Here is a 21,957-nt window from a genome sequence, read left to right as displayed (position 1 = left end):
ACAAATTTCTTACTCCTCCCCATCCTCCCCATCCTCCCCATCTCCCCCATCCTCCCCATCCTCCCCATCCCCCCCATCTCCCCCATCCCCCCATCTCCCCCATCCCCTTACTCCCAAATCGGCGGGTGTTTGCGAAGACGAGGGGATTTTAACTTGAGGGGACTGAGGATTTGGTTGAGGAGGCGGAGTTGTTCCGTGGTTCCCATGCAGATCAGGGTATCTCCCACCATCAGAATGGTATCGGCAGTGGGGCCACCGATGAGGTGTCCATCAGCGCGGCGAATGGCGAGGACCAGTGAACCGGAACGCGATCGCAGTTTGGCATCATGCAAACTGTCTCCGACTAAGGGACAACTCTCGGCATCAATCAAAAACTCTTCTAAATAAAAGGTGCGATCGGCACCGGCAATAATCCCATCCACAAAATCCATCACCTGGGGTCTCAATGCTGCTGCTGCCATCCGCCGACCTCCAGTAATATAAGGAGAAACCACCGCATCAGCACCACTGCGCTGTAATTTTTGCACGGCTTCCTCACTATTGGCGCGAGAAATTGCTCGAATTTGCGGGTTTAATGTCTTGGCAGAAATTAAGGTATAGAGATTTTCTGCATCCGATGGCATCGCCGTCACTAAACAGATGGCGCGTTCGATGCCCACTTCTAACAAGGTAGCATCCACCGTAGCATCCCCGGGAATGGCAATATACCCGAGTTGTTGCGCCTGTTGAACCACCTCAGCAGAGGCGTCAATCACCACGAAGGGAATATTTTCGGCATTGAACTCGTAGGCAATCTGCCGACCCGTGCGACCAAATCCACAAATGATGTAATGTTCAGATAATGTTTCTATCAAGCGTCGCTGTCTTCTACTTTTGATTTCATCTTGGAAATATCCTTCAATGATAGCTTCTGTAAAGCGGTTGACGATATACCCAATGCTCACTAATCCCATTGCAATTAAGGAAATGGTAAATAAGCGCCCGCGATCGCCGAGGGGTTGGATTTCCATAAATCCCACTGTAGAGAGGGTAATCGCTGTCATATAGACGCTATCTATCCATCGCCATCCCTCCACCAGTCGATACCACAGGATCCCGATTAACAGGACAAAGACGAGGGCGAGTACACCCCCGATTAATTCTTGTCTAATGCGTCGATATTTTTGATTGATTTCGTTGCTGAACTTAATAAATTGCTTTGACTTCACAGAACTAACCGCATTTTTTATAACGAAACGAAGAGATGAAGTTCGGATCAAGAGTGAGCATTGACAACGGGGTTAAATCCCTCTCATGCTGAAGATAAATCCTATTCAAACGTTGGAGATAGACCGATGTACATTATTATTGGGGGGGCAGGATTGCTCGGACTCAATTTAGCCGAAAGATTGATAGAACTTGGACATACGATCGCCCTGATCGATGTTGACCCGACTGCCTGTCATTATGCTCGTGAACAACTCGGCGTGATGGCCTTTGAAGGCAGTACAGTGAGTACGGAGTTGCTATTAGAAGCGGGGATTCGGAAAGCGGATGCTGTGGCCGCGATGTTGCGGAATGATGCCTTGAATTTAGCAATGGTTGCTTTGGCTAAATATTATGGGGTTTCGGAAATTCTGGTGCGAATGCGCCATCGGGATTTTGAACAACCGTATCGGATTGCGGGGGCAACCCATATTATTAGTACGGTGGAACTGGCGGTGACGACGATGGCGAATGCGATCGAGTATCCAGAAGTTGAATCGATGATGCATTTTGAACAAGGGCAAATTGAAGTCATTAAACTGTCGATTCCCGATAATTCTCAGGCGATCGGGCGCAGTTTGGCGGATATTGCCCGAGACCCCCGCTTTCCCCAAGGGTCTCTGATTATTGGCTATCAACCTTACCCCCATAGTGATTTAGTCATTCCTAACGGGAGTACCGTGATTGAACTGCACTCGACTATCCTCATTGTCACCAAACAAAATTGTCTCCACAAAATGATTGATTTCATGAAAGGGGCTGTTTAATCATCTTCTAATTGTAATAATTTTTGATCCAACTGATTCACTTGATGCTGAACAATTTCTTGGGACAAAATTTGCTTGCGGAGGGCGTCATTCAAAGCGCTTTTCTCCGCCAGCAAGACTTGCCTCCAGACCGCATCCAATTTTCCGCGATCGCCCCCATCTCTCTCCTCAGAGCGAATATTATAAATATCCCGTAATTGCTTCTCAGCCCCGGCAATTTTTACCTGATAGGAAGCTCGCATTTCTTCATAAATTGACTTGGGCAACACTCCTGAATTGAGCAGATTAGTCAACTCATCTTGGGCCGCCTTAGCTGCCATTAATTGCGCTTGTAATTCCTGAATTCTTTGTTGAAAGGCGGAAATCTCCTGAATATTCAACCGTTTAACTAACCAGGGTAAACTCAATCCCTGTCCCACCAAAGAGAGTAAAACTGTCCCAAATAACAGGGCAATTAATTGGGACCTTCCCTCTAACGTTGTGGGTAATGTCAACGCCATCACCATTGACAAAGACCCTTTAATATTTCCCAAAAATAAAACGTGCTTCCACCGCAGGGGAATGGGACGGTCAAACCATTGAAGTAGGGCTAATAAAGGATAAACAGACAGGAGTCGCCCTAGTTGGTAAGCTAAAATGGCTAACAGGACGGCAGGTAAAGTATTCCATAGGGTGAGGGGATTGATTTCTAAACCAATCAACAAAAAAATAAACGTATTTACCCCGAATCCCGCATATTCCCAGAAACTATATAAAGCAATCCGATTCGAGGCTGAGGCGGTTTGTTTTATGCCAATATTGCCCACTAACAAACCGGCCACCACAACGCCAACTACCCCAGAAACTCCGAGTAACTGCCCCAGTTGAAAGGTCCCCAAAGCCACGGCAACGCTGAGTAAAATACTGGTCAGCCCATCATCATAACGGGTCAATAATCCACTACTTAAATAGCCCACAATTAACCCTATTAACGTTCCGCCCATGATGACAATCAAGAGCTGTTGAAGTCCATTAATAAAGGAAAAACTTCCCATAATTTGAACATTCACCAACAGGGTGAAGATCACCAAAGCTACCCCATCATTAAACAGACTCTCACCATTAACAATAGTTGATAACCGACTGGGAACTGAAACCTCTTTAAAGACTGCAATCACTGACACTGTATCGGTCACTGCTAAAATGACGCCGACTAATAAGGCCGGAATCCAGTCTAATCCTAATCCAAATTTAACCACCAGTCCGGTAATGCCAAAAGAAATGAGGAGTCCAGGACCGGCTAATAAAGAAATGGGAACTCTTGTGCTGCGTAACCGACTAATATCTGTATTAATGGCCGCTTCAAAGACTAAAATGGGCAAAAACAGGTTTAAAATTAGAGAAGAATCTAAACCAATATTTCCCGGTAAAAATTCGGTAATCGCTAAACCGGCTAAGACTAAACCTGTGACATAGGGAACTTTAAATCGTCGCGAAAAAATCGCGACAAAAGTAGCGACTAACAACAGAATAATTAGGACGATCGCTAATTCCTCTACTCGTCCTGATGGAACGGAGTTCCCCGATTCTATTTGGGAAAGAAAATGTGGAAAAGGGGCGCGGCTAGTCATTAATCCCATCACGATTTGCATGAAACTCACGGACAATTCGGGGAAGGTGGCGATCGCTACAAAAACCCGGATGGAACCCTAGAATTTGAGGTCTTGAATACTGTACCATATCCCTGAAAACTCCTCCGGTCGTGAGGAATCATCGCGGATTAGGGTCAATGGATCGATCGCCTCTCCAGAAGAGGGAACAAAGGTGGGTCCATCGTGATATTTGGAAGCGATCGCCCGCCTGTTTCTGGCCCTGGGAGTCAGGGAACCCTGACATTTCCCTACCCTTCCTGATTTGCCCTACCCAAAGGGACCTCCCGTAATCTCACGGATTCCCCAGGCTATTGTTAAATTTTTGAGAAATCTGCCTGACTCAGAACCCGAGAAAGTCGGTACAGGATAGCTGAGAAACCGGCTTTGTTGACATAATCTCTCCCCATGAGCAACAAATATGAGCTAGAAACCCCGTTTCTTGTCCCTTACCGCTAATTCCATACCGATGCCCTAGGGATATCGTTGATTCCTAATGACCCTTCCTACCTTCCGGGTTAGATTCTCTGAGCCTTTTCTTTCTTTTATTATATATAATAGGGCAGCATATTTTCCCATTTTAAAATTAACAGAAATTACCGAAAAAGTCAAGGCTAGTTTAAGGAATTTTTGGAAAAGCCTCTTCCCCAATTGAGTCAAAGAAAGGGCGAAAAAGTTTAATCTTCTTAACCGAAAAAGGACGAGGAGTTAGCTAGGATAAAATATAATTCTCAGCGGGTCGCAGCCAACCCGCGTAAAAACTCAGGAAAATAGGAGAAAGTAGTGAGTCCAGAAACCCTCATTTCCCAGCCCCCCCTCGAAACGAGCCCGTCTGTTTTTGACCCTGCGGAGTTTGATGCAGCGGTGATGACCACCTACGGACGCTTTCCCCTGGCCCTAGAACGAGGGCAGGGATGTCGTGTTTGGGATACCGAAGGGCGGTCCTACCTGGATTTTGTCGCCGGGATTGCCACCTGTACTCTCGGGCACGCCCATCCGGCAATGGTAAAGGCAGTCACGGAACAAATCCAAAAACTGCATCATGTGTCTAACTTGTACTATATTCCCGAACAAGGGGCGTTAGCCCAGTGGTTGGTCGCTCATTCCTGTGCCGATCGCGTGTTTTTCTGTAATTCCGGTGCAGAAGCGAATGAAGGTGCGATCAAACTCGCCCGCAAATATGCTCACACCGTCTTACAAATCGATGATCCGGTAATTTTAACCGCCCATGCCAGTTTCCACGGACGCACCCTCGCCACCATTACCGCCACGGGTCAACCCAAATATCAGAAGAATTTCGACCCGTTAGTACCCGGGTTCGCTTATGTGCCGTTTAATGATATTGAGGCGATCAAAGCTGCGATCGCTGAATGGGATGGGGGCGAAAAGCGCCGAGTTGCGGCCATTCTCCTGGAACCGCTACAAGGAGAAGGCGGCGTCCGTCCCGGAGATGTGAGTTACTTCCAAGCCGTCCGACAAATTTGCGATGACTTAGGCATTTTACTGATTTTAGACGAAGTACAGGTCGGAATGGGCCGGTCTGGGAAGCTGTGGGGATATGAAAACCTCGGCATTGAACCGGATATCTTTACCTCAGCCAAAGGATTAGGCGGCGGTATCCCAATTGGGGCAACATTATGTAAATCCCATTGTGATGTTTTCCAACCGGGTGATCATGCCAGCACTTATGGCGGCAATCCCTTCGTCTGCGGGGTGGCCCTCACCGTCTGTCAAACTCTGGAACAGGAGAACTTGGTAGCCAATGCCGCACAACGGGGGGAACAATTACGCCAGGGATTACAGGCGATCGCGACTGCATCTCCCCATCTGATTGCCGACGTGCGGGGTTGGGGATTGATTAATGGTCTGGAATTGTCTGCGGACACTGAAATGACTTCCATTGAAATTGTCAAAGTGGCAATGGAAGCCGGATTATTACTGGTTCCCGCAGGACCAAAAGTAGTGCGATTTGTTCCGCCTTTGATAGTTACCGCCTCAGAAATAGATGAAGCCTTAGCAACTCTGGACAAGGCGATCGCGCAATTGAGCGCTTAATTCTAACCCCGGTTAGGATTGAGTGCGATCGCACACCCGGTTTCAGTCAGGAAACCGGGTTTTCAGAATTGCTATGGCAAAGGATTAGGTGAAATATCAAGAGGAAAACTGGAGATTTTGACCCATTGCTTGTCACCGCTGAGACAAAATCCTATACAATCAATCCAGAAAGAGCGGTTTGCCTCTCAACCCTAAGCCTAAATCGGTATTATTAAGTCATTATGGGTCACGAGTCTGTCCAAGACAGGGATAAAAAACCCGATCGCCAATTTACTGCACCCTCTGTTCCGGTCGCTGATGCATCCTTGAAGACTCGGGCCCAGGCAGGAAAGACCCCCTTAGAACGTGTGGGCTTTCTTCCCCCCTGGGTGACTTTGATCCTCGTTATGGCGGCGATCGCCATTGGGGGATATTCCATTTACACATTATTACAGACCCGACCTGTGAGTACCGAAAACGGAACTTCTCCCCCGATTGAAACGCCTCCCTCTGTGCAATATGTGAGTGCTTTGGGACGATTAGAACCCGGTTCCCAAGTGATTCAAGTTTCTGCACCCAATGCCATGCAGGGAGACCGATTGGGAGAATTATTAATTGAGGAAGGCGATCGCGTGCGTGCAGGTCAAACCATCGCGATTTTAGACAGTCGCGATCGCCTCGTCGCACAATTGGAACAAGCTAAACAACAGGTAAAAATCGCTCAAGCCAAATTAGCACAAGTCAAAGCGGGGGCGAAAAGTGGTGAGATTGCTGCCCAAGAAGCGGCGATCGCCCGATTACAGGCCCAGATTCCCCGGGATCTGGCGGTTCAGGATGCCACTATCGCTCGCCTGCGGGCTCAGGTGGAAGGGGATCTGGCGGCACAAGGGGCGACCATTGACCGTTTTAGCGCCCAATTAGAGGGGAATGTTACCGCGAGGGAAGCCGGGATTTCTCGCCTGCAGGCGGAACTCCAAGGTCAAATTTTGACTCAAGAGGCCACGATCGCCCGATTGCAAGCGGAACTCACAGGTCAAAGGGCCGCCCAACAAGCAACGATTTCTCGCTTAGAAGCCCAGATTCAAGGCGATCGCACCGCACAACAAGCCACAATTGCGCGCTTACAAGCGGAACGAGATGAGAGACTCGCCGCACAACAAGCGCTCATTTCCCAATTACAGGCGAAACTCCAAAATGCCGGGATAGAGTTCCGACGCTATGAGCAACTTTACCAAGAAGGCGGGGTTAGTGCCTCGGTTTATGATACAAAACGCCTCGATGTGGAAGTCGCACTGCAAGAGGTGAAAGCAGCGAATGCCAGACTTGAAGAACTTGATCGCACCACTCGTCAGCAACAGTTAGAAGCGATCGCCACCTTAGAAAAAATTACCGAAACCGGGGCGAAACTCCTGGAGGAAGCCCGGGCCACTCTCACTAAAATCGAGGGAACCGTGGGGAAGCAAATTGAAGAGGCAAAGACTAATCTACAACGAGTCCAGGCCACTGCAGCGGAACAATTACAGGAAGAACAAGCGGTATTAACGCAACTGGATCGCACAGGTCAAGCGGAACTGAGTGAGGCAGAAGTTAAACAGGAACAACTCCAAAAAGTGGGTCGGGAACAACTCAATGAGGCGGTTGTGACTCGCGATCGGATTCGGGTGACGGGGGAACAGCAACTCCAGGAAGCCCAATCGATTTTAGAGAGTATTTCCGAAGTGCGAACGGTAGATGTGGAACTGGCTGAGGCGGAGGTGGATAGTGCGATCGCCGCCGAAGCCGAAGCCCAAGCGCGTTTGGATGAAGCCTATATCCGCTCACCGATTGAGGGTCGGGCGATCGCCATTTACACCCGACCCGGGGAAAGTATTGCGCAAGATCAAGGCATTGTGGCGATCGGGCAAACAGACCGAATGTTTGTCGTGGCGGAGGTTTATGAAACCGATATTCGCTATGTGCGATTGGGTCAACGGGCGGCAATTACCAGTAATGCAGTGGATAGAGAATTGTTAGGAACTGTTGATCGCATTGGGTTACAAATTGGCAAAAAAGATGTTTTAGAAACGGACCCGACTGCGGATACCGATGCCCGAGTGGTGGAAGTAAAAATTCGCCTCGACCCCCAGGATAGTCAACGGGTTGCTGGGTTAACGAATTTACAAGTAGAGGTGATTATTGCCACGATGTCATCACCCACGGTTCCCAGCAGTCCTTCCGAACCCGTCGATTCACCCGTAATCACTCCTGAATAAACTGGCACTATCATGATGTTCCGAAAAATTCCCTTAGCTTGGTTACAATTATCTCGGGAAAAAAGTCGCTTATTAGTCGCGATCGCCGGGATTGCGTTTGCGGATATTTTGATGTTTATGCAGTTGGGATTTCGCGATGCGCTGTTTGATAGTTCGACTCGGTTGCACAAAAGTTTGACGGGAGATATCGTGTTAATCAGCCCGCGATCGCAAGCGTTGGTTTCCATGCAATCTTTTTCTCGACGTCGCCTCTACCAAACCTTGGCCCTCCCTGAAGTGCAATCAGTCAGTCCATTATATCTGGCGATTGGAAATTGGAAAAATCCGGTTAATAAAAGCGATCGCTCAATTTTAGTATTGGGGATTGACCCGACTAAATCAGCGTTTAATATGCCCGAAGTGAGTGCCAATTTAGATAAAATTAAACGCTCAGATATAGGGCTATTTGACCGGGATGCTCGCCCCGAGTTTGGACCCATTCCGCAACTATTGCAAGAAGGGCAACAGGTAAAAACGGAAGTGGGTGGGCGGAGAATTGAAGTCCGGGGATTGTTTAGTTTGGGTGCTTCTTTTGGGGCCGATGGTAGTTTAATTACCAGTGAATTAACATTTTTAAGATTGTTTAAACGCCGGACAATCAGTGAGGTAGATGTGGGATTAATTCATCTGAAACCTGGGGCGAATGTGGACGAGGCGATCGCCGCGATTCAGTCTCGCTTACCCCAGGATGTGCTGGTACTGAGTCATCAAGGGTTTATTGAGCGTGAACAGCACTATTGGAAGACTCGGACGGCGATCGGGTTCGTGTTTACCCTGGGGACGATTATGGGGTTTATGGTGGGAATTGCGATCGTTTATCAGATTTTATATACAGATGTCGCCAGCCATTTAGCGGAATATGCCACCCTCAAGGCGATGGGATATGCCGATTTGTACTTTGTGGGACTTGTATTACAAGAAGCGGTGATTTTAGCGATTTTGGGGTATATTCCAGCCTTGGCGATCGCCAAATTTTTATTATATACTTTAACTCGCAATGCAACCAGCTTACCGATTGCCATGACTCCAGAACGGGCAGTTCTGGTTCTGGTTCTCACTTTAATCATGTGCGCCATCTCCGGGGCGATCGCCTTACGGAAATTGCGCGAAGCAGACCCTGCGGATATTTTTTAGTTAGATTTCCGCCCTAAATTTGGGTTAAAAACAGGGTTTCTGGACAGAATTTGGGCAAATTTCCCTCAACCTTGGGCAGAAACCTGGTTTCGGCTTCCTGGGTTCTACTCCCTGAATTATCCCTACTCAAAACAGCTAGAAATTTAAGTGATTATGAATGCTTATCACGCCTCCAGTTTCAATGATCAATCAGTTTCTTCCCGCCCCTATCCGGTGGTAGAAATTGAAAATGTCAATCATTATTTTGGGAAAGGACTGCTACGAAAACAGATTTTATTTGATATTAAATTAACGATTTATTCAGGAGAAATTGTGTTGATGACCGGACCATCAGGGTCTGGAAAAACCACCTTATTAACCTTAATGGGAGGATTGCGATCAACCCAAGAAGGGAGTCTGAAAGTTTGCAATCAACAACTTTGTGGGGCGAATCCAAAGCAATTGGTGCAAGTCCGCCGGAATATTGGGTATATTTTTCAAGCCCATAATTTGTTAAACTGTTTAACGGCAAGGCAAAATGTTCAAATGTCCCTGGATTTGCATTCTCAACCCGGGGACGAGAGCACAATAAAAGCTAAAGCGACGGCGATGTTAGAATCTGTAGGATTAAGGGAGTGGGTGGATTATTACCCAGAAAACCTTTCCGGAGGACAAAAACAACGGGTGGCGATCGCCCGTGCATTAGCGAGTCATCCGCAACTGGTTTTAGCCGATGAACCTACCGCAGCACTCGATAGTAAATCCGGTCGAGATGTGGTAGAACTCATGCAGCGTTTGGCAAAAGAACAAGGTTGTACCATCTTGCTCGTGACTCATGACCCCCGAATTTTAGACGTTGCCGATCGCATCGTTCAGATGGAAGATGGACGACTCAAGGAAGGGAAGGAATAGAGTTATAACCGGAAGATTTTGGATCTCTTTTCACCCTCCAAACCCAGCGATCGCAAGGGGGAATTTTGATAGCTTCGATGACATACCCTGGAATTAATCCCCTGCTCCAAGTGTTGCATAACTTGATAAAATCCGGACCTCCTTTCTGCGGTTAACGACGGGGTTTTTTGGCCCCATTTCCTGGCATTTTCGTCTTGGTTCCGGTTTTCCCCCGGCGCGTGGTTGTGCCGGTAATTGAGGTTGCCCCCGTCATCGCCCCTGTATCCGATGTATCGGATCCCGAGACTCGTCTTGCTGTTGTCGTCCGGAAAGTCACGTTCACCCCTTCATTCGATTGTTCCAACACTAACAAGGGGGTCGGTTTGGCTTTTTGATCCCAGTGGATGTAAGCCACCCTACCTTGAATCGTCGGTTGCCAGGTATCGTGATCATCCCGGGCACTTAAATAGGTTTCCAGACAGTCAATAATTTGGCTAATTGTTTTAGAAGTCGCTTGGGTGGGTAATTTAGTTAACTTGATTTGAATGCGAAACAGGACGCGTTTCTTCGACTTCGCCACATCACCCAGATGATATTCCACATCAAATATTTCATCCACTTGTCTCCCGGCCCCTCGGTTTTCTGCATTGGGACGCAGCGCCACCGAGATTTTTTCTTTAACCTTGACTTTAATTTGATTCACCACGGCAAAGTGGAAGTTTTCTTCTTCCATCCTCATTCGCAGATAGTCTAAGTTGAACTCCCGCGAGTGAATCAAGTCTGGATTTTTTTCCATCTTCGTGATGGTTTCAAGGGACATTTTCAGTTTCTTTTGTAGCTCTTTATTTTTAAATTCATCAAATTTAACCTTTTTCTTGATCTGTTCCAGTTGCACCTTGTGAAAAACCAAGGATGCTATCAGTAACAGCAAAAGGCCACCCGATACTGACATCCAAAGTTGATCCGATGAAAGGGGAAATTTGGAGTCATTCGCTTTAGGCGCTTGAGCTAAGGTAGGCTGGACAAGGATAATAGGACTTGACATAGACTTTCCCTGGTACAACGGCACTTTTTGATAGAGTTCCCCCGACGGCATCTTTGATATTCATCCCGTAAGTTTTTCACTCCCTCTCATGGATCAGAGGCCACCGATGAGAGTTGTCAAATCGGGTTGGATGTTGGGTCGGTCTCTTGAGAGTTCAAACAGAAGGTTAGGAAATGTTCGTCCATTTTGCGGCAACCTGCTGGAGACTCAAAATTAACCGAACCGATCGCAACACCCTTACCTTATCTTAACTATCCACTTACAAGCTGGATCTAAGGCTGCAATTTTCCCCAAGCATCGGACTCTCGAATCGGTAAAGAAAGTGACCCCGGATGGCACCCCACCCCAACTCCAGGACGATCCCGCAACTGCTGTAGGATGTCCCAGACCGACGAAACAGCGCTATACCTGATTCTGATGGCGAACTCTACTGTAGTTTAGGGCAATTGCTCCGCGATGAAAAGCTGAGGTCCAAAACCGGGGATACTCTGCGATCGCCCCAAACGTGGGAGGGCCAGCAGTGGGTCCCTTATAAAGCGGCCAATGCAAAATTTTAAGCCGCTTAGAGGATTGAATTGAAGTGGTTAAAGCCCTTTAAAAGCAATGATTGCCTGAAATTCACAACCGTAAATTTTAGGGAATTCCCATTGGAATCAACCGAAATATCACGGTGATTTTAACCCTTTTTTGGGTTGTGTTAATCGATACCAACGAATTCATCCCCAAGGGTTGACTCCTTTTCCTTCCCTTGGTCTCATGTTAAAGGAAAACCCACCGGGATGGAATAGCACCCTCAGAAATTTATGAAATCTTTACCCTTATCTCAACTTCAGACTCATCATAGCCTGGAACGGGTGGCTGTGGTGGCAACGGATCTCGATGGGACGCTGACTCACCAAGGGAAATTTACCCCCGGTTTGTTGCAAGCATTAGAAGCATTAGCCGCCGCATCAGTGGGGGTGGTGATTGTCACTGGACGATCCGCTGGGTGGGTGAGTGGGTTAGTTAGTTATCTGCCAGTGGTGGGGGCGATCGCCGAAAATGGGGGGATTTTCTACCCCAGTAACGGGACTCCGGTCCTATTAACGCCGATTGCTGATTTAAAGCATCATCGACAGCAACTGGCGGCAGGGTTTGCTCATCTCTTGACTGAATTTCCCCAACTGCAAGAGACTTCAGATAATCCATTTCGGGTAACCGATTGGACTTTTGAGGTGGCGGGACTCACCTCGGACCATTTACAGCGATTGAGGTTCCTCTGTGCAGAAATGGGCTGGGGGTTTACCTTTAGTACCGTTCATTGTCATATTAAACCCCGGAATCAGGATAAAGGCGTGGCCCTGATGCAGGTTTTGGGCGATCGCTTCCCTGACTACAGCAGCGATCGCCTAGTAACGGTGGGGGATAGTCCCAATGATGAGAGTTTATTCGACCCGACCCTGTTTCCCTTGTCCGTAGGGGTTGCCAATCTTGCGGAATACTTGGATATCCTCACCCATCATCCCGTTTACCTGACGGATTTACCGGAATCTGAGGGGTTTTGCGAGTTAGTTCGGGCTATTTTGACGGCCCAATTCCCTTAAAAAAGGCGATCGCCCTTTTACTCATTCAGGGGCGATCAGAATAAATTGTCCTGCTACAAATTTCCATTGATTGTCTTCTTTTGCTAGATTAATCTCCAGGTTATAAATATTTTCTAGTTGGCCGTAAACTACCGCTGCCAACGGCTCATCTTCTCCTATAAAAGTCCATTTATTAAATTTAATTTCATTCCGTCTGGCTAAAACTAAATCTAACACTTGATTTCCCTCTAACTTTTGCTGATATTGTTCTAAAGTTTCCTTTTGCCGAACTTGCACCGAAGCATTTTCATAAGCCGCCTGGTAATTATTATTGAGTTGTTTCCCTTTTTCTAAGCGCATAAAATGGGCATTTGCCGCCTGACTCACGGACCGGATTTCCGGTAAATAGGTTTTCAGGAAATAAAGTCCTCCCCCTAATCCTGCTAAACTCACGAGGAGCAAGAGAATACCGATAATTTTTTTAAAGCTAAAAATATATCGATCTTCAACAATGATACCGGGAACCCCCGCATCCCGATTAATCACCAGAGTTCTGGCATAGCGATCGCCCAAAGTTTGGTTTTTCGGTGACATCAACAGGGGAGATAAGAGCAACAACATATCCATCGGTTTAAACATAGTTCTAATCAGCGCTTGGGTTAGAGTGGGTCGGCGTCCCCTGAGCGTGACGACTTCTTCTTGAAAAATTAACTTCCCCAATGTCCAACCGAATAGGGCTTCTAGGAGAGTAAAATATCCGATAAAGGCTAAAAATACAATAAAAACTTTAGATAAATCTAAAGCAACAAATGTAATACTATTTTCACCGGGAAGGGGTAAAAAATTAATCCCCAACCCTAGACCCAACCAAACCAGTGCAATCAAAATAAAATCAATTACCGCTGCAATTATCCTTCTGAAAAAGCCAGGAAATAAACTTTGGGCTGGGTAACTTGCCATGATCATGATATCGAACAAAACTAGGGAACAGTTTACATAATGCCATAGATGGGGAACCCTGCCAGCACAGAGGCTAGGGGAAAATACTCGGTGATTTAGGCAGTGCGAAGTCTAATCTTTAACGGCGACGAAACCCCTGGGTTGAGGGGTTCCAGAGGGTCGGCGATCGCCCATTAACCTTGGCCCCTTTACCGCCGACTCGATTAAAATCCTGAAACATTTCCCCAAAATTGGATAATGATGAGTTATCGTGGTGAGATAACTGGCGCTACGCTGGAAAGTTCTATGAAAAAACTTCTGCTCCTCTCCTTATTTATAGTGGGTTTGAGCTTTGCCCTGTTTAACTTCAAGGGTTTAGCCAATCAAGGCACTTTCGAGTCCATTGTTCTGGATTTTCGAGATGATCTTCCCCTAGTTCAGGTCAACGAAGAAATCAACGCGATCGCCTCCGAGTATGGGGTTACTCCCCGTCTCAACTCCGAGTTTTCCGGGGATGATCACTTCTATATCGTCAACGGCGATCGGGAACTCCTCAAGACTCTCAAAAAATCTGAGGTTTCTCAATACACAGAATACATTGAGCCCGCTTACGAATATCAAACCCTCGATATTCCCAACGACCCATTCTACGCCCAACAGTGGAATCTCCGCAGCATCAACGTAGAAAAAGCCTGGAGTGACAGCAAAGGCAGTGGCATCACCGTCGCCGTGATTGATACCGGAGTCAGTCGGGTTCCGGACTTAAAAAATACCAAATTTGTCAAAGGATACGATTTCGTTAACAATCGCGAACTCGCCGATGATGATAACGGACATGGTACCCACGTTGCAGGAACCATTGCCCAAACTACTAATAATGGCTATGGCGTCGCTGGGGTCGCCTATGAAGCCAACATCATGCCCCTGAAAGTCTTAAGCGCCGGTGGTGGTGGCAACGTTGCCGATATCGCTGAAGCGATTAAATTTGCGGCAGATAACAGCGCCGATGTGATTAACATGAGCTTAGGTGGGGCCGGGGAAAGTAGCGCCATGAAAGAGGCGATCGCCTACGCCCATAGCAAAGGAGTCATAATCATTGCTGCTGCTGGTAACGAACAGCGCAACAGTGCCTCCTATCCCGCCCGCTATACCAACGTCATTGGTGTGGCGGCGATCGATGCCAACGGACAAAAAGCCCCCTACTCTAACTATGGGGCCGGTGTGGATATTTCCGCCCCCGGTGGCGATACCACCCAAGGAGATGAAGGCGGTATCCTCCAAGAAACCCTCTCCTTTGACCCCGATACCAATCTCCCCGGTTTTGCCTTTCGCGCCTATCAAGGCACCAGTATGGCGGCCCCTCATGTGGCTGGTGTCGCTGCCTTGATTAAAGCCTCGGGCGTCACTGACCCGGAAAAAATTACCGCTATCCTCAAAGAATCGGCGCGGGACGTGAAAGAAGACCCCCTCAACCACTTTGGGGCAGGACATCTCGATGCCGCTAGTGCGGTAGCCCTTGCCAAAAGCGGTCAATTTGACTTTGGTCACTTCTTTAGTGACTTCTTCCGCTGGTTGCGCGATAACGGCTATCTCAACCCCCGTTTCTGGATTGATGGTGGCGTCTACGCCCTATTACCGAAAGTCCTCATGGTTGTCGGGTCCTATCTGATTGCCTGGTTACTGAAGATGTATTTCCCCTTCAGTTGGACTTGGAGTATGGCGAGTGGATTGGTTGCCGGAAGTTCTGGATTATTCGTCCTGCGTGGATTCTATATCTATGACTTACCGCAGTGGCCCTTCCGTATCCTCGGCAGTTCCATTCCGGAACTGGGAACTTCCATCTCCGGCAGTAGCGCTTTCAATCCGCTATTTGCGAGTGTCGCAATTCCCGTTGTTCTGATTCTGTTGCTGTTGGGACATCCCCAATGGAAATGGTTCGCGATCGGGTCCACAATTGGCATGGCAACCTGTCTGGGAATTAGTGCCGTGTTAGCCCCAGCCCCAACCTTATTATGGATTGGCAGTGGCATCGGTGCGAGAGCCTTTTTACTGGTGAATGCCTTCTTATGCTTGGCACTTGCCCGTCTAGCTATGAAAGATGAGGGACAAATTGCATGAGTATTAAGGTAAAAGGGACAATCGAACGTAAAAATATCGGTCCAGGTACTTGGGCATTGGTTTCCGATGACGGTGAAACCTACGAGATTTATCAAGGTGCACCGGCGGATTTGTTAAAAGCGGGTCAAAAGGTCAAAGTCAAAGGTCAAGTGCGGGATGATGTGATGACAATGGCAATGATCGGCCCGGTTTTAGAGGTGAAATCCTTTGAGGCGATCGCCTCCGATTAGATTAAGGGCACCATTCATCTAAAAAAGGCGCACCATTAACGGTGCGCCTTTTTCATCTCTCCAAAAAACCTGCACCCTCAACGGTGGAGGCTCACAGGACAAAGCCTGCCTACCCAGGCTATTCTATAAAAACGACTTTTCCTACCCAGATTTGGGATGACCCAAGGATGCCGCTACTCTGGGATTTGTCACAAATTTTGATAAAAAAAACCGGCTCAAAAGAGCCGGGAAACGTCAATCAGGGTGCATCTACCATTCCTTTCTTCTTGAGATACCCCTGCAATCCGGAAAAATTATTGCTAAACTAGAGATTAAGCAGGCACAAAGCAAACCTGCGCCATCAGGCTCTCACTACATTTGCAAGGGAGAGGAAACGTCAATTAGGGTGCGTTCCTCTCCGGCCAATCGGGTTTTTATGTGTCTGTCTCGTCAATCAGGGGAAGGGATTCGGCTTTCAGGAGCGATTCAGCAGTGCATCTGAAGGGTTCCAACCCATGCGATCGCTCCTCAACACCCCATAAAAAAATCCCTAGCTCCTAACAACTAGGGATCGGCTTTTGAGTGCATCTATATCTGATCCTTCTCAGATTTTTCAGCTTAACCGGATCAAGGTAAAGGATATCTGTAACCCGTTTAATATTGATTGGGGTTGAAGGCTTGAGATGAACAGTCCGCCATTTGAGCGGGCTGATTCTTCCTTCTTTTTAACCCGATCGCTTGGGGGAATCTCTCAATTGTCTGCAAATTAATGACCAAAAGCTTAAAAAATTCCCGGCGTTTTGGTGCCGGGATATATCCATCAGGGTGCATCTACCACTCTATTGTTCTCGATAGAGTCTATGCATTCCGGACAGTTGTCAGCATTTCTAAAGAAATTTTTTGCAGTCATTGCTTAGGGGGTTAAGAGCCAATTTCGATTGGAGAATAAAAAAGTTTTTTTAGGCGGGTAACTTTTCTACGGCGGTTTCGTCTATCCGGAAAGACTCTATCCAAAATAAAAGTCCTCTAACTTAGGGAAATTTTTGAGGGTTCATCTATAAAGTTACGATTTAAATAGGGGATAAACTGAGCCGAAGAAACCCGGAAAAATCAGCCAATATCTGTCCATTGACTTCGGGATTTTCTAGTCAATTCTCCCATTTATCCCCTTAAAACTAGAGTTAAAAATAAAGGGGGCCAGCCTCACCCTAACCGCAGGTTAGCCCCAGAGATAGCATATAAACAGTGAGCAGGAGTGCAGGGAAACTGTGAGCCAGAAATTTGAAGAATTACATATTTCTGTAACCCCAGTTGGGGAAGATAAGTATCTGGTGCGGACGGAACAAGCACCCAAAGGTGTGCTACCGGCTGAGGAACAAGTGGTCTGGCCGGTAGAGGGATGGTTGAGCCAAGCGACTAAGCTAATGGAAGATCCATTATCGATGTTGATGCGCTTAAATGATCAACCCCATTCTTCCTCGAACTCCCCAAGGGGTAATTCAGAACAAACGACATTAGGAAACTTAGTAGAACTAGGCCAAGAACTGTATCAGGCGTTGTTTCAAGGCAGCTTGCTCGATCGCATGACTTCGGCCCAAGCGATCGCCCATAATCAAGGGAATGTGCTGCGATTACGCCTAGGACTCAAAGGCCCTCACCTGCCTCGTTTACCTTGGGAGGTGATTCACGAAGAAACCCGGGCGATCGCCACGGGGAAAGATTTGGTCTTCTCCCGCTATCAACCCACCCTCGCCCCTGTTGCCCTTCCCGGAAATACCGGCGATCGGGTTAAAATTTTAATGGTTTTGGCTGCACCCACAGACCGAGAAAATCTCGCCCTGAAACGGGAAGCCGTTCACCTCCAAGAAGACCTCAAAGCACGTTGGCGCAGTGGCACTCCGGTTACCGGCAAACCTCCACAAATCCAACTGGATATCCTAGAACAACCCAACCGGGAAGAACTCACTCGCGCCTTAGAACAAAATCACTACCAAGTCTTACATTACTCCGGTCATAGCGATGTCGGGGCCGGTGGGGGTGAACTGTATCTCGTTAACCGTAAAACTGGCTTAAGCGAAGTTCTCACGGGCAATGACCTTGCGGGATTGTTAGTTAATGCCGGAATTCGCATGGCCGTTTTTAACTCCTGTCGCGGGGCTTATACGGCCAGTTCTGACCCCACCGATGCCACCGGCAGACGGTCTCTGGCCGAGGCCCTGGTCAAGCGGGGTGTCCCCGGGGTTTTGGCAATGGCCGAACGGATCACCGATGATGTTGCCTTGACCCTAACGCGGTTATTTTATTACAACATCAAACAAGGGTATCCCGTAGACCTCAGCTTGAATCGCGCGAGACAAGGGTTGATGTCCGCCTATGGGTCTCACGAACTCTACTGGGCGCTGCCGGTGCTGTATCTCCATCCGGAATTTGATGGATATCTCACATCGTCCGAAGAAACCACCGGGAATCCTCGCACCACGGTCGGCGATCGCCCGATTCCTCGTCAAACTTCCCCGATTCCCCAAGAAATTGCCGCTGCCAGTTCCCTCTCCCCCTTTTCCCCCCTGGCTACTTCTCACTCTCGCGAAGCTCTCGATTTTAGCACCATCCCCCCCTCCCGCACGGGAACAATGACGGTGCAAAGTGCTTTTGCTGAGGATGATGTGGAGTTGTTCGATGAGGGAGACCTGGAAGGGGTTTATGAAGATATCATGTATGACGAACTCGATGAGGATGAGGCCGTCTCCGTGGTGTCAGAGTTGTTCCGAGAAATGGTAGGTGAGACTGACCCCGAAACGGATGCAGTGCATCGTCAGAACAGCCAAGTCCAAAAGGCGTTTGATATCCTCGAAGAAACGATCGCCGAGGAGTTACCCCCAACGGCTAAGACTGCCCCTTACACCGCCGAAAATTGGCCGTTACCGGCAACGGATGCGCCCCTGAGTCAGCCACAACGTGAGAAGACCTTGAGCGCCGTCAAATCTTTTGGGTATAAATGGCGTGTGGCGATTGGCGCAGCGGTGGCGATCGCCATTGCTGGGGCTGGATTCTGGACCGGACAAACTCGCTTTTCTGCCGCCACCCGAGAACCGGGGACTTTATTCCCTCCCACAGCTTCGATCGCCCTGGAGTCGCCGTTATCTCAGGGAAATCCCGCCAATTTCAGTCAATTACAAACCCCAGAAGTGGGCAAATTAGCCTTTGCTTATTTTAACGAAGGGGATGCGATCGCCGGTCAAAAAGCTGTGGAAGAACTCCTCCAACCCCAACGCAGCGCCCTCAATTATGCCGAAGCGGTCCTCAGTGGCGTTCCCGAACCTCATAAATTTGACTCTAGTATCACCTTCCTATGGGGTCGCCTTGCGTGGCAAGCAGTCCTCTCCGGTAATCCTAAATATAGTTTGGATGATGTCCGCCGCTATTGGACTCGCGCTGTCCAACAAGAACCCAATAATCCTACTTACTACAATGCCCTAGGATTTGCCTACTACGCCGATGGCAACTTCAAAAAAGCCGAAGATGCTTGGATGGAATCCTTAAAATTACTCGAAAAAATGCCCGTCATGGGGTCTAAAAATTCCACCACCCCAGAATCTGCGCCCCTGGAAAGTTATGATGCACTCACCGCTTATGCGGGATTTTCCCTCGTTCTGAGTCGTTCTGCATCGGACTTACCCCCAAGCGATCGGGCTGAGGTTCTTAGTAAAGCCATTAAACTCCGCAAAATCGTCCTCACCGTCGATCCCTTGAGTTTCCAACCCGACGCCCTAGCAACGGACTGGATGTGGCCCGAATCTGCCCTAGAAGATTGGCGATCGCTCCTCATGACAAAAGAGTAATCCCAAATATAGTAACGACTTCAGTCGTTCCCCCCGGTTCGTAGAGACGCAAAATCTCGCGTTTCTACGAACCTCATTTTCCTTCCCCATCACTCGTTCTCCCGAACTTCTGGAACCTCGGTGAACCCAGGGCTGACCAACACATTCCAGGAACTCCAAGCCATCCCCAGAAACAGCACCCAGGCCAAAAGTCCTAACACCCAGGGCTGTTGCTGCAGGAATCGCACCAGAGACTCAGAAGGCGATCGTTTCCTCACGGGGCGTACTCTGGGTAAATGACCCCCCGACCCCTTCCCCCCGGGCAACAGAGGGCCACTGCCTGGTTCTCTCAACCCCCTCAAATAATCCAGATGAGCATCTTGAGTCCCGCTTAATTCTCGCAGTCGTGCTAACTGACTCTCCCGGTTTGGCATAAAAGCGCGTAACCGATTGATCTGTCGCCGATCTGATACGGTAAACGGTTTAAATAGTCTCGAACTCATACCATGCTCCTCGAATCAATCCCCAACCTGAGTGAGTTCTGGTTGTCGCCCATTCCCTTTAATGGGCTGACCTTAATCCTTACTTTTATCAGTATGCCGCTCGATCGCTAACTCAATCAAGCGGTCTACTAATTCCGTAAAAGAAACCCCAGTTTTGGCCCAGAGTTGCGGGTACATACTCAAGGCTGTAAAACCGGGTAGGGTATTAATTTCATTAATAAAAATCTCGCCGGTAGCTTCCACATAGAAAAAGTCTACCCGACTCAACCCAGCCCCATCAACGGCTTCAAAAGCCCGAATTGACATTTCCTGAATTTGAGTAGCGACTGACTCGGGTAATTCGGCGGGAATGAACAAGGAAGCTTTGCCGTCGGTGTATTTGGTTTCATAGTCGTAAAAATCACTTTCATAAGTAATTTCTCCAACGACTGAAGCCTTAGCATTATCATTCCCTAAAACCGCACATTCCACTTCCCGCGCGACGACTCCCGCCTCTACAATCAGACGGCGATCATAACTGGCGGCACTATCCAACGCGGCCTCTAATTCACTGCGCGATCGCACCTTGGAAATACCCACAGATGAGCCTAAATTGGCCGGTTTCACAAAGCAGGGATAACCCAAATTTTGCTCAATTTCATCGCAGAGTTTCGGAAACACACAAGGGTTAGACCAAACCTGCGATCGCGTGACGGCCATATACTTCACCTGGGGCAAATCAGCGCGACTAAACGCCGTTTTCATCGCCAATTTGTCCATCCCCACGGCGGACCCCATCACCCCAGTCCCGACAAAGGGGACCTGCATTAAGGTCAGCAAACCTTGAATCGTTCCATCTTCCCCATTGGGACCATGCAGAATCGGAAACCACACCTCGACAGTCCCCGCTTCTGCTGGAAATTGCCACAATTTGGCGCGATCGCCCGTCTCTCCCCCCTCATTCCGGGGCACTCCTGCATCCAAGACCTGTTGCGCCACTGCTGGGGAGTGCCATACCCCCTCTTTATCGATATAAAAGGGCAGAGTTTCGTATTTCTGAGCATTCGATTCCCCTGCCAATGCCTTGGCGATCGCCCTTGCCGAAATGATAGAGACCTCATGTTCTCCGGAACGACCGCCAAATAATAATCCGACCCGCAACTTAGCCATTGTTGACCCCTTTTAACCTTGGTGATTTTAGCCGTTAGAGTGGCAATCCATAACGGGATTCCCAACTCTTGCCTCTAAAATACGATGGACCGCATCCCTTGTCCGAGATACAGTAGCATAAGTTGTCGGATTTTTGCCCATCCTCGGCCTAGTCCCCTCAAAATTGGTTAGGGTTCTCGTCACTCGTAGGCGCTACTGGCTGCGGTATCCAGCATTACCTGGGACCCATTCCCATCAGTCCGATACACCCAAGTGTCTTTGCCATTGCTGGCGGAGACTTCCCACCCAGACACCACGATTTGGGTGCAAAAACTCCCCGGTTCCGTTAGTCCCAAACAGCCATCGGGCCAACTGCGCCTTTGTGCTGCGACAATCTTAAACTGCGATCGCTCTTCCCCAGTTTGTTCGGCCACTGCATCTAAGACTTTCTCGCTAATAGCTTCCGGTAACTCGGCGATCGGCCCTGACTCGTTCTGATTCGCCTCAGTTTGCACCATCTCACTGCCTTGTCCTGGAGTTACCGAGTTAGAATTTTCTGGGTTGCCAAGAAGCAGGGCAATTCCAATTACCGCAATCATGACTATTCCCAAAATGGCGATCGCTGGTTTATTCATAGTTTTACTTCCTGAATTACTATCACCCCAC

At 48.4% G+C, this 21,957-nt stretch carries 16 protein-coding genes; 9 read left to right on the top strand and 7 right to left on the bottom strand.

The window, feature by feature from the left end; translation table 11 throughout:
* Positions 1 to 107: 107 nt before the first annotated feature.
* A complete protein-coding gene (locus NG796_RS18635) occupies positions 108 to 1,208 on the bottom strand; it encodes a potassium channel family protein (RefSeq protein ID WP_261208385.1) in 1,101 nt (366 codons plus the stop codon).
* A 126-nt stretch (positions 1,209 to 1,334) separates the two neighbouring features.
* On the opposite strand from NG796_RS18635, the gene NG796_RS18630 reads away from it, so the two are divergent.
* Entirely contained in the window at positions 1,335 to 2,012 is a 678-nt protein-coding gene (locus tag NG796_RS18630) for a potassium channel family protein (protein ID WP_261208384.1), read from the top strand.
* Here the strand turns inward: NG796_RS18630 and NG796_RS18625 are convergent.
* Positions 2,009 to 3,643: a sodium:proton antiporter gene (locus NG796_RS18625; protein WP_317619328.1), complete on the bottom strand. Its 1,635-nt coding sequence runs from the start codon at positions 3,641 to 3,643 to the stop codon at positions 2,009 to 2,011. The two genes, NG796_RS18630 and NG796_RS18625, sit on opposite strands and share 4 nt — an antisense overlap.
* Before the next feature lie 780 nt (positions 3,644 to 4,423).
* Here NG796_RS18625 and NG796_RS18620 point away from each other — a divergent pair.
* From NG796_RS18620 to NG796_RS18605, 4 genes are all read left to right on the top strand, one after another.
* Entirely contained in the window at positions 4,424 to 5,695 is a 1,272-nt protein-coding gene (locus NG796_RS18620; RefSeq protein WP_261208383.1) for an aspartate aminotransferase family protein, read from the top strand.
* A 221-nt stretch (positions 5,696 to 5,916) separates the two neighbouring features.
* A complete protein-coding gene (locus NG796_RS18615) occupies positions 5,917 to 7,926 on the top strand; it encodes an HlyD family efflux transporter periplasmic adaptor subunit (protein ID WP_261208382.1) in 2,010 nt (669 codons plus the stop codon).
* Between the two features lie 12 nt (positions 7,927 to 7,938).
* Positions 7,939 to 9,099 carry an ABC transporter permease DevC gene (gene devC / locus NG796_RS18610; protein WP_261208381.1) on the top strand — a complete coding sequence of 387 codons (1,161 nt, stop codon included), beginning with the start codon at positions 7,939 to 7,941 and terminating at the stop codon, positions 9,097 to 9,099.
* A gap of 153 nt (positions 9,100 to 9,252) precedes the next feature.
* On the top strand, positions 9,253 to 9,990 hold the full coding sequence (locus NG796_RS18605) for a DevA family ABC transporter ATP-binding protein (protein WP_261208380.1): 738 nt from the start codon (positions 9,253 to 9,255) through the stop codon (positions 9,988 to 9,990).
* Between the two features lie 151 nt (positions 9,991 to 10,141).
* Here NG796_RS18605 and NG796_RS18600 read toward each other — a convergent pair whose 3' ends face one another.
* Positions 10,142 to 11,014 carry a hypothetical protein gene (locus NG796_RS18600; protein ID WP_261208379.1) on the bottom strand — a complete coding sequence of 291 codons (873 nt, stop codon included), beginning with the start codon at positions 11,012 to 11,014 and terminating at the stop codon, positions 10,142 to 10,144.
* An 803-nt stretch (positions 11,015 to 11,817) separates the two neighbouring features.
* Here NG796_RS18600 and NG796_RS18595 point away from each other — a divergent pair.
* Positions 11,818 to 12,597 (top strand): HAD-IIB family hydrolase, encoded by a 780-nt coding sequence (locus NG796_RS18595; RefSeq protein ID WP_261208378.1) that lies wholly within the window; start codon positions 11,818 to 11,820, stop codon positions 12,595 to 12,597.
* Between the two features lie 21 nt (positions 12,598 to 12,618).
* On the opposite strand, the gene NG796_RS18590 is transcribed toward NG796_RS18595, so the two are convergent.
* Entirely contained in the window at positions 12,619 to 13,536 is a 918-nt protein-coding gene (locus NG796_RS18590; RefSeq protein ID WP_261208377.1) for an RDD family protein, read from the bottom strand.
* Between the two features lie 285 nt (positions 13,537 to 13,821).
* Here NG796_RS18590 and NG796_RS18585 point away from each other — a divergent pair, with 285 nt between their 5' ends.
* From NG796_RS18585 to NG796_RS18575, 3 genes are all read left to right on the top strand, one after another.
* Positions 13,822 to 15,633 carry a S8 family peptidase gene (locus NG796_RS18585; protein ID WP_261208376.1) on the top strand — a complete coding sequence of 604 codons (1,812 nt, stop codon included), beginning with the start codon at positions 13,822 to 13,824 and terminating at the stop codon, positions 15,631 to 15,633.
* Positions 15,630 to 15,863, top strand: coding sequence for a hypothetical protein (locus tag NG796_RS18580; RefSeq protein WP_261208375.1), 234 nt, complete (start codon positions 15,630 to 15,632; stop codon positions 15,861 to 15,863). Before NG796_RS18585 ends, NG796_RS18580 begins: the two co-directional genes overlap by 4 nt.
* Positions 15,864 to 17,110: 1,247 nt before the next feature.
* Positions 17,111 to 19,681, top strand: coding sequence for a CHAT domain-containing protein (locus NG796_RS18575; RefSeq protein WP_261208374.1), 2,571 nt, complete (start codon positions 17,111 to 17,113; stop codon positions 19,679 to 19,681).
* 89 nt (positions 19,682 to 19,770) lie between these two features.
* Here the strand turns inward: NG796_RS18575 and NG796_RS18570 are convergent, their stop codons facing one another.
* From NG796_RS18570 to NG796_RS18560, 3 genes are all read right to left on the bottom strand, one after another.
* Positions 19,771 to 20,163 (bottom strand): hypothetical protein, encoded by a 393-nt coding sequence (locus tag NG796_RS18570; protein ID WP_261208373.1) that lies wholly within the window; start codon positions 20,161 to 20,163, stop codon positions 19,771 to 19,773.
* A gap of 72 nt (positions 20,164 to 20,235) precedes the next feature.
* Positions 20,236 to 21,312, bottom strand: coding sequence for a D-alanine--D-alanine ligase family protein (locus tag NG796_RS18565; RefSeq protein ID WP_261208372.1), 1,077 nt, complete (start codon positions 21,310 to 21,312; stop codon positions 20,236 to 20,238).
* A 179-nt stretch (positions 21,313 to 21,491) separates the two neighbouring features.
* Positions 21,492 to 21,926: a hypothetical protein gene (locus NG796_RS18560; protein ID WP_261208371.1), complete on the bottom strand. Its 435-nt coding sequence runs from the start codon at positions 21,924 to 21,926 to the stop codon at positions 21,492 to 21,494.
* Positions 21,927 to 21,957 lie beyond the last annotated feature (31 nt).

It is taken from the genome of Laspinema sp. D2d, assembly GCF_025370755.1.
GTDB lineage: Bacteria > Cyanobacteriota > Cyanobacteriia > Cyanobacteriales > Laspinemataceae > Laspinema.
The sequence above is the reverse complement of the archived record's forward strand: the minus strand, read 5'-3'. Positions and strand labels throughout refer to the sequence as shown.